Source organism: Herbivorax alkaliphila (genome assembly GCF_030848475.1).
Taxonomy (GTDB): Bacteria; Bacillota; Clostridia; order Acetivibrionales; family Acetivibrionaceae; genus Herbivorax.
The window spans coordinates 68,808-77,659 of sequence record NZ_JAVDDS010000014.1 but is presented as its reverse complement, the minus strand read 5'-3'; the positions used below and the strand labels follow the sequence as shown (position 1 = coordinate 77,659).

The window sequence follows — 8,852 nt, the reverse complement described above, 5'->3', positions numbered from 1 at the left end:
TAAACCCTCTAAAAGTGAACTCGTTTCATCGAATCTTCAGGTAGAGACTCAACTCCACCTGAAGATTTATAAGAGTAACTCCACCTTATAGAAGCTGGAGTCTTAGAATAAGATAAAAAAAGCTTAGGTGCCTAAAACACCTAAACTTTTAAGTCTTTTCTCTTTGTTACACAACTTATAAATCTTCTGGAATTATATCATTTCTTATAATATCCTTGTAATCTTCTCTTTTAACTATTGTCCTTGCTTTTCCATCCTTAACAAGTACAATTGGCGGTCTTGGTATCCTGTTATAATTACTAGACATTGAATAAGTATATCCCCCTGTTGCAAATGTTGCTAAAATATCTCCAACATTTACCTCAGGCAACATAACATCTTTTGCAAGAAGATCCCCTGATTCACAGCATTTACCTGCAATTGTGACTTTTTCAGTTTTTGGAGCATCTGGCTTATCCACAATTGCCGCTTCATATTTTGCCTGATACATTGCAAATCTTGGATTATCAGTCATCCCACCATCAACTGCCACATACTTTCTTATATTTTTAATTTCTTTTACAGAACCAACTTTATATAGGGTAATTCCTGCTGGTGCTGCTATGGATCTTCCAGGCTCCATAACTATTTGAGGAAGTTTTATTTCTTTTTCGCTGCAAACACTTTTTACAACTTCTGATACTGACTTAATATAGTGGTCATACTCAATTGGCTGATCTTCTTGAGTATACTTTATTCCAAATCCACCACCTAAGTTTAATTCTTTAATTTCTATATCAAGCTTTTCCTTTAGACTAGCTGCAAACTCCAACATAACCTTTGCTGCCAATTTAAAAGGTTCTAAGTCAAATATCTGCGAACCTATATGGCAATGAAGTGCCATAACATTTATATTTGAAAACTCTACAGCTTTTTTTATTATTTCAAATGCTTCACCATTTTCTAATGCCACTCCGAATTTAGAATCAATCTGACCTGTTCTAATAAAATCATGGGTATGTGCATCTATTCCAGGTTTTATTCTAAATGAAACATTAACTATTTTATTTAATTTCTTTGCAATCTGGTTTACATTCATAAGTTCTTCTTTGTTATCTATCACTATTCTTCCAATATCATTTTCAATAGCCATCAAAAGTTCTTCATATGTCTTGTTATTACCATGAAAATATGCCTTGTCCATTGGAAAACCAGCTGTAATTGCTGTATACAGCTCTCCCCCCGAAACTACATCAAGCCCTAGTCCTTCCTGATGAACAATTTTACAAATTGCCGTTGTGCAAAGAGCTTTACTTGCATATAAAGCCAATCCATTGCCATCATAATACTTATCAATTGCATCTTTATACTTTCGACAATTTTCTCTTAAAAGATTTTCATCCATAACATAAAGAGGTGTACCATATTTATCAGCCAACTCTAAACAATCGCACCCACCAATTTCCAAATGATTCTTTTCATTTATTTTTACCGCTTTAGATACAAACATAATCTCACCTTCCATTGTTTTTAATTAATCTAGACTCTAATCATTCTCTCAAAAACACCAAAAAACCATAATTTTTAAATATTTTTGATGTATAATTAGAACCACTAAAATTATGGTAACATTTAATTTTGCAAGAGTCAAGTTCAAAACTTGCAAAATTAACTTTTGTCTTTTTTATAACTTCAGTCACAAACCCTTCCATATCAACCTTTATTAATAATTAGCTCTTTTATATTAATCTTCAAAATAAAATTTATTTATTATTTACCTTTATTATTTCTTCAAAAAATTGATATGGCTTCTCATGTGGCTTTTCCATATTGAATTTTTTCATAAAATATATTTTTAAATTGTGCACAAACACCTCTCTTCTTTCTCCCAAGTCATGCTTTCTTGCTAAAAATTCCTTTAAAACATTGTATTCATAACTATTAACAGGATATATATTAGGAGTTAAATGGTCTTCTTCTTTAAAATCCACCAAATTTTCTAATTGTACAAGTTGTTTTTGTCTTTTAATTTTTATTACAATAGTATTTGCAGCAAAGTCACCTATTCTTTGATATTTTTTCGATGTAACTACAAGAATTACATCAACAATATAAACTAACGGCAATGAGATAACCAACCTTAAAAATCCTCTTAAAATGGCATCAACTATATTTATTGGTTCGCCAGTTCCCTTTATAACCCTAAGTTTCATGCATCTTTTTCCTAAAGTCTGCCCTTTTAATATTGTCTCTAAAAAAATAAAATACATAAGGTGAAAAAACAATATAACTGTATAACAAAATAATATAAATTCTAGAACACCAAGTTCCCAAATAAGATATCCAAAATCAACTCCCACAAGATACATCGCTATAAATGCAATACTAAATATTACAAATTGAATCAGGCAGTCTATAAAAAAAGCTATAAATCTAGACCCAAGTCCTGCTAATTCATACTCAACATGCACATTTTCAGGTGTTAATACTTTAAGTATCCGCCTCATTTTTTATCATCCTTTACTTTTATCTTTTTTTAACTCTAAATTTTTGTCAGCTCTTCTATTCTTTATATTAGGAATCAAAATATATAATACAAGAAGTCCCAGTGTAATTATTGAAAAGAATATTTTAAAAACATCAGAAACTCTCTGTGTTGGAGTAAAATATCCTTCTATAAATCCTGCAACAATATAAAGTGGAATAGTTCCAAGAAGGAGCTTTATAGCAATTTTACCCTTTATTATAAAAGCATCTTTTCTAGAATACTTACCTGGATTAATGAGAGCGTAGCCTATGATAAGTCCTGCCCCGCCACAAATAAAAATTGCTGCAAGTTCTATTATTCCATGGGGAAGAATTAAAGACCAAAATAAAAGATTCTCATTATTCAAAAAATACAAACCTGCCAATGTCCCCAGCATATATCCATTATATAAAAGAACGTAGGCACTCCCCACTCCTAAGGTGATTCCAAAAATAAAAACTAAAATACCAACTCTTATATTGTTAGTAAGTATAAAACTTGACTGTATTGCAGCATCCCACACTACAGTGTGACTATCAAAATCTCGATTCATAATTTCTTCAACCATTTCAGCTGGAAAAAAAGCAATTGCATTGTCCACTGAAATAACAGTTAATACAAAACTTATTAATGTCCCAAGTAAAAAGATAAATGTTGACAGCATTATAGGCTTGATATTGCTGTTTATAAGTAATGGAAACTCTACAATTAAAAACTTAAACAAATCTTTAATATTTGATTTCTTTGTAGTATAAATATAGCTGTGAGAAGAAGCTACAAGCCTGTTTAGGTATTCTGTAGTTGACGTATTCCCAAAATATGTACGACTATAAGATAAATGCCCACATGCCAAATTATACATATTTAAAAAGCCATCAAGTTCATTTTTGTTGAGTTTATTTATCTTTCCTGCTTGAAGCTTTTCTAATAGTGACTCTAACTTATTCCATGTTTTGTAGTTTTCTTTTATAAAGCTGTCTTCTTTCATCTCTAACATCCTTTTAAGTATTATAAAAAAACTTTTTTAAATAATTGTATCACATAAATGATTTCATTTGAAGGTACTTGTTTACCACTTCAACTGATAACTTATCTGGTGGAACATCAATAACACCTATTCCTGAGTTGTGAAACACTTTTTTAACTTTTTCTCTTTCATCTACCAACTTAATTGAAGCTGCCTTCAAATAAATATCTTCACTGTTTTTAGCATTCATATCAGCTGTTTTATATAATCTCATATCTTTTATTGTTATTACAATTGGAACATGATGTTTTGCCATGTTTTTTAGTGCCGCAGATAACCGGATTGCTTCCTGAGCATTAAAAAGTTCTGTAAATATGCATAAAAGACTTCTTCTCTTCTGATATTGGTTTAAATAATTTAAAGAACCCCTATAATCTGCTGAAACAAAATTCTCCTCCACATTGTAAAGATTTTCTGCAATAAGCTGAAACTGTCCTGTTCCCTTTCCAGGCTTAACATATCGTTTTACACTGCTGTCAAATACCATTACGCCAACATTATCACCTTTTTTTATTGCAACATCTGTAAGAAGAAATGAGGCATTAATAGAATAATCCAGCTTTTTTATATAGTCTATCTCAGAATTCATAACTCTGCTAGAATCTAGCATAATCATCACTTGCTGATTCTTTTCCGGCTCAAACGTATTTATTATAAGTTTATTTGCCCTAGCAGTAGCCAACCAGTTTATTTTTCTATAATCATCTCCTTCATTGTACTCACGAAGGCTTTCAAATTCTGTTCCACCACCAAAACTTTTAACTTTTTTTACTCCTTGAATCAAATGACTTTTCTTTATAAGTGATAGTCCTAATTTGTTTAAATCTTTTAAATTTGGATACACCTTATAATTATTTGTAACATCATACTGATGTTTTTTTGAACAAAGCTTCAAAACACCATTGTATTTAATATGTATCTTTCCAAAAGTAAACTGTCCTCTCTTTTGAGGCACAACAATATACCTGCCCTCTGACTCATTATGCGGCGAAACTTTTAAATTAACAAACTTTTTTTTAAAATTCATATACAGAGGAATTTCATCTAAAGCTGTAATATCCAAAACATAGTCACTATTATTTCTTATGGAAATGGTTATTTCGTTTTCTCCCCCCATTGACAATTTATCATCACAAATCCTGTCTACTTCAAAATCTTTTTTGCCAGGTGTCATTATATAATCCACAATAAAAGAAACTATGAGTATAAAATTATATATTACAAAAACATGAAAATGCAGCCCTGGAATTATCCCAATAAGTATAGGAATTATTCCAACTACCATCAATAAAGAAAAAACTTTACTAAAAGGCATTTCAACTCTCCTTTTTGCTTGTTATCCAATCTTACCTTGGCACTTCAACTTTTGACAGGACACTCTTTATTACATCATCATTACCTAGTCCATCAATTCCTGCCTCTGGTTTTAGTATAACCCTGTGCCTTAAAACAGGTAATGCCAACTCCTTTACATCTTCTGGAATTACATACGCTCTTCCCTGCATCGCTGCATACGTTTTAGATGTCAAAAGAAGTGAAATAGATGCACGTGGACTTGCCCCCAGTATAAGAGCAGGGGAATTTCTTGTGGCCTTTGTAATGGAAGTTATATAATTTATAATACCATCACTTACAGAAACTCCCTCTATTTCTTTTCTGCATTTTTTTATATCTTCAAATGTACATACCGGACTTATCTTTTGAGCATCAATGTCTTTGCTGTCAAATCCTGAATTAAACTTTTTTAAAAGAGTGTTTTCAAATTCCTGTGGCACATAGTCTATTAAAAGTTTCATTAAAAATCTGTCTACCTGTGCCTCTGGCAAAGGATATGTCCCCTCATATTCAACAGGATTTTGAGTTGCCAAAACCATAAACGGCTCTTCTAACCTATGAGTCTGTCCGTCTATAGATATAGCCCTTTCCTCCATTGCTTCAAGTAGAGCTGCCTGTGTTTTTGGCGGTGTACGGTTTATTTCATCTGCAAGAAAAATATTTGTAAACAGCGGCCCTTTTTTTAGGAAAAATTCTGTTTCTTTTGGATCAAAAACTTTTGTTCCTATTATGTCGGCTGGCATAAGGTCAGGAGTAAACTGTACCCTTTTAAACTCTGCCTTTACAGATTTTGAAACAACTTTTGATGCTAATGTTTTAGCAAGCCCTGGAACTCCCTCTATCAAAACATGCCCACCTGTAAAAAGACAAATAACCAGTTTTTCTATAAAATCATCTTGTCCCACTACAACTTTTGATACCTCTTCTATTATAGCTTTGCTTTTTTCCCTAGTAAATTCACATTCGTCTAGAGTATTTTCATTAATATAATCAGTCATTCCTTAATCACCCTCCTGATTTTTTCTAATTTAGTAAACAACCTCTCCATTGTTTTTCTATCTTTTATATCATTTTTAATATATCCCTCACAATCTCTTACCAATTCCTTTATATTCATATCTTTTAAAAGAACATTATTCTCAGCTTTACTTAAAACCTCATTATAATCTATCTCTTTATACCTGTACCCTAAAAAATTTGCAAGTTCAGTTTTAAACTTTTCATATACAATTTCTAAAACCATGCTGTTAGCATTTGCTTTCATGTATATATTTGAAAGAGCAAACATATTTTCATTTTCTTCACGTTTTATTGTTTCATGCACAACAACGGGTTTTCCAAATCTTTTAGACTTTATATAAATATAAATTAAAAAGGCCAATGCTAACTGAATTAAAATAAGTCTTCCTGAGAAACCTATAATATCTAAAAGAGTGGCTTCTTTTCCAAAGCCATGATAAAATTCATTAAACAAAACCCTTTCATTAGAAGCTGCTTTTAATGCATGGATAAAAACTACACCAGGGTCTAAGTCCTTTATTTCTTCGTTTGTATACTTCTCATAGTCTTTTAAATATATAAACTGTCCTTCTCCTATGTTGTACATACGATTTTCGCCAAAATATGAAAAAACCTTTGTATAACTTGTAGCTTCATCAAGTATTTCATATTTTTCACCGACAACACTTTCTGCAGAATCAATTAAAACAAAACTATTCCCTCTCTCAATCCAACTTAAAAGATATTTTTTCTCCAAACCACTATTTACAATATTTCTCTCTGGAGAAAAAGCAACTACCGTAGCATCATCAGGTAAAAACCTTGAAGAACTTTCATGGCGCCCCACATCATACCCCATCTCTCTTGCAAGTTGAAAAAGTACCCTTCCACCTTTTTCTCTATCGCTGTATGTAGAATAATCAGAGGTTTGCTCTGCTTCATTTTTTATATCAAAAACTATCATTCCAGCTAAAGAAAGGAATAGGAAAATAAGTATAAAAATAATAATTTCCTTTTTTCTACTCAATTCTTTTCCCCTCCTTTTTTATCAATAAGCTTAAAATAAGTTTCATACCATCTTTGAAATTTTTTTGTATTTAATGTTTTCCATCCATAGCAATACTTATTAAAATCCTGTGTAAAATTTGTAAATATATCAAATAGTTCAGGCTTATTTAGCTGTATCTCTAATAAATACTGCTTATTTGTTTTTGCTTTATTGATTTTTATTATGTTGGAATTATTTAAATTTATTAAGGATGCAATATATAAAAACCTGAGTGCACTGTTGTAATCTCTTTTTGCTATATGTTTTTCAACTATTTTTAGTATTTCGTCAGGATTTTTAATTTTTACTAAAATGTCTTCATTATCCCTCATGATTTTTTTAGAAATAAATCGGTTTTTAAATATATAATAACCTATTACAAAAATAACAAAAATAATAAGAGCTATAGAAATATATTTTATAAGTGTTACTGCCCAAGACGGAACATTTGCAGCTTCCATCAATTCTCCCATTCTTCCATCTATGCCAAATCTTTCCATAAAATCTTCATAATTCCTTATTATATATCTAATAATGCTTCTTCGCAAAGCATTTATAAAATTGTCATCTTCAGTTTCCCGGGTTATTTCATGGGATGAAACAATATCAGAGAGCTTTTCTCTAATTTCATTTTCATCATCTGGAGGTTCATCATATGCCAGCACAGGGCTTGTTGAAAAAAATGACAGCAAAAACAAAGACATTACAATAAATGAAATTACAACTTTACATTTATCAATCTGCTCTTTTTTATTAAAATACATTATATTTATTTTAATCTGCCTCATTTTTTCAGATGACAATAAATTAATCATCTTTTTCCTCTCCAATTTCCTTTTTTAGTTCGCTTTTTTGTTTTTCAATCATTTTATTAAGTTTTAACTCTAAATCAAATGCTTCTTTTTTAACTTTAGCATCAATAAATAGAACAGTTATAAAAACTACAACAAAGGGATATAAAACTGCATTTAAAACCTGTCCAAAAGAATAAAGTGTGTAAAAAAGAATATTGTTTATACCAATTGCAACAACTGAAATTCCAGTAACCATTCCACCTATAAGACTATAAATAATATAACAAAATAAACTTGAAATACCTATATGCCAAAATGATCCTTTTGATAGTTGAAAAGCCCTTTTTATACCATTTGAAAATGATGAATTTTCATTTACAATTATATTATTACCAAATATTAGTCTAACCCAGAAAAAACCAACTAATATAATCATTCCAAGTATAACAACCAGTGCAAATAAAACAATAAAAACTGTCATTATCCACTCCTGTGCAGTTGTAAATGCTATACCAAGTAAAAAAACAAATATAATTGCTCCTACAAATAATGAAACAAAATATAAAGCAAATAATATAATATAAAAAATTGCTGTGTATCCTGCCATCCTCCACATATACTTAAAACAATATCTTATTAATTTGAATGTATTTTTATAAGAAAAACTTATAGTTCTACCTTTTGTCATATAGTCATATACAATTTTCATTACAGCAGCTTGAAATACAACCTTTATACTTAAACTATAGCATATATTTAAAAGAGTGAATAAATTACTAATTGCAGTTGACTGGTAATTTCCAAAGTCACCATAATAGTCAAAATGATTATAGTTTTCAAAACTTGAAAATAAATCTTCAAATAAACCAAAAGTATTCGTAATAACATAACTATCTACAAGGGAATCAATGATAATCCATGGAACATAAAGTATCAACGACAAAAAAAATAAAACTTTAAAATTTCTTTTGAAGATTTCAATAGAATAATCAGCTACGTCCCCAATTCTCATTGGCTTTAATTCGGTATTGTTTTGATTCATATAATTTAAGGCCTCTCTTTTTATCTTAAGAATAACCAAATAATAAACTCTTTTCTTCAAAATCAGACTTTATTATTTGTTTTTCTTTTGTTTTTCTTTAT

The 8,852-nt window shown here is 30.1% G+C and carries 8 protein-coding genes; all 8 read right to left on the bottom strand.

The window, feature by feature from the left end; genetic code table 11:
* Positions 1 to 175: 175 nt before the first annotated feature.
* The 8 genes from lysA to RBH29_RS07135 all read right to left on the bottom strand — a co-directional run bounded on the left by lysA (position 176) and on the right by RBH29_RS07135 (position 8,751).
* Positions 176 to 1,489: a diaminopimelate decarboxylase gene (lysA, locus tag RBH29_RS07170; protein WP_306696092.1), complete on the bottom strand. Its 1,314-nt coding sequence runs from the start codon at positions 1,487 to 1,489 to the stop codon at positions 176 to 178.
* 253 nt (positions 1,490 to 1,742) lie between these two features.
* The gene (locus RBH29_RS07165) at positions 1,743 to 2,486 is read right to left on the bottom strand and encodes an RDD family protein (RefSeq protein ID WP_306696091.1); all 744 of its coding nucleotides are present in this window, start codon (positions 2,484 to 2,486) and stop codon (positions 1,743 to 1,745) included.
* A 6-nt stretch (positions 2,487 to 2,492) separates the two neighbouring features.
* Positions 2,493 to 3,494 carry a stage II sporulation protein M gene (locus tag RBH29_RS07160; RefSeq protein WP_306696090.1) on the bottom strand — a complete coding sequence of 334 codons (1,002 nt, stop codon included), beginning with the start codon at positions 3,492 to 3,494 and terminating at the stop codon, positions 2,493 to 2,495.
* A gap of 49 nt (positions 3,495 to 3,543) precedes the next feature.
* Positions 3,544 to 4,848: a DUF58 domain-containing protein gene (locus tag RBH29_RS07155; RefSeq protein ID WP_306696089.1), complete on the bottom strand. Its 1,305-nt coding sequence runs from the start codon at positions 4,846 to 4,848 to the stop codon at positions 3,544 to 3,546.
* 31 nt (positions 4,849 to 4,879) lie between these two features.
* Positions 4,880 to 5,866: an AAA family ATPase gene (locus RBH29_RS07150; protein ID WP_306696088.1), complete on the bottom strand. Its 987-nt coding sequence runs from the start codon at positions 5,864 to 5,866 to the stop codon at positions 4,880 to 4,882.
* Positions 5,863 to 6,894: a DUF4350 domain-containing protein gene (locus tag RBH29_RS07145; protein WP_306696087.1), complete on the bottom strand. Its 1,032-nt coding sequence runs from the start codon at positions 6,892 to 6,894 to the stop codon at positions 5,863 to 5,865. Before RBH29_RS07145 ends, RBH29_RS07150 begins: the two co-directional genes overlap by 4 nt.
* Positions 6,891 to 7,730 carry a hypothetical protein gene (locus tag RBH29_RS07140; RefSeq protein WP_306696086.1) on the bottom strand — a complete coding sequence of 280 codons (840 nt, stop codon included), beginning with the start codon at positions 7,728 to 7,730 and terminating at the stop codon, positions 6,891 to 6,893. The genes RBH29_RS07145 and RBH29_RS07140 overlap by 4 nt, the downstream gene beginning before the upstream one ends.
* On the bottom strand, positions 7,723 to 8,751 hold the full coding sequence (locus RBH29_RS07135; RefSeq protein ID WP_306696084.1) for a hypothetical protein: 1,029 nt from the start codon (positions 8,749 to 8,751) through the stop codon (positions 7,723 to 7,725). Before RBH29_RS07135 ends, RBH29_RS07140 begins: the two co-directional genes overlap by 8 nt.
* Between the last annotated feature and the right edge of the window lie 101 nt (positions 8,752 to 8,852).

Bases quoted from the DNA above. Each gene is read 5' to 3' on its own strand.
- RBH29_RS07135 (WP_306696084.1), bottom strand. From the start codon at position 8,751: ATGAATCAAAACAATACCGAATTAAAGCCAATGAGAATTGGGGACGTA.
- RBH29_RS07160 (WP_306696090.1), bottom strand. From the start codon at position 3,494: ATGAAAGAAGACAGCTTTATAAAAGAAAACTACAAAACATGGAATAAG.
- lysA (WP_306696092.1), bottom strand. From the start codon at position 1,489: ATGTTTGTATCTAAAGCGGTAAAAATAAATGAAAAGAATCATTTGGAA.
- RBH29_RS07155 (WP_306696089.1), bottom strand. From the start codon at position 4,848: ATGCCTTTTAGTAAAGTTTTTTCTTTATTGATGGTAGTTGGAATAATT.
- RBH29_RS07140 (WP_306696086.1), bottom strand. From the start codon at position 7,730: ATGATTAATTTATTGTCATCTGAAAAAATGAGGCAGATTAAAATAAAT.
- RBH29_RS07150 (WP_306696088.1), bottom strand. From the start codon at position 5,866: ATGACTGATTATATTAATGAAAATACTCTAGACGAATGTGAATTTACT.
- RBH29_RS07165 (WP_306696091.1), bottom strand. From the start codon at position 2,486: ATGAGGCGGATACTTAAAGTATTAACACCTGAAAATGTGCATGTTGAG.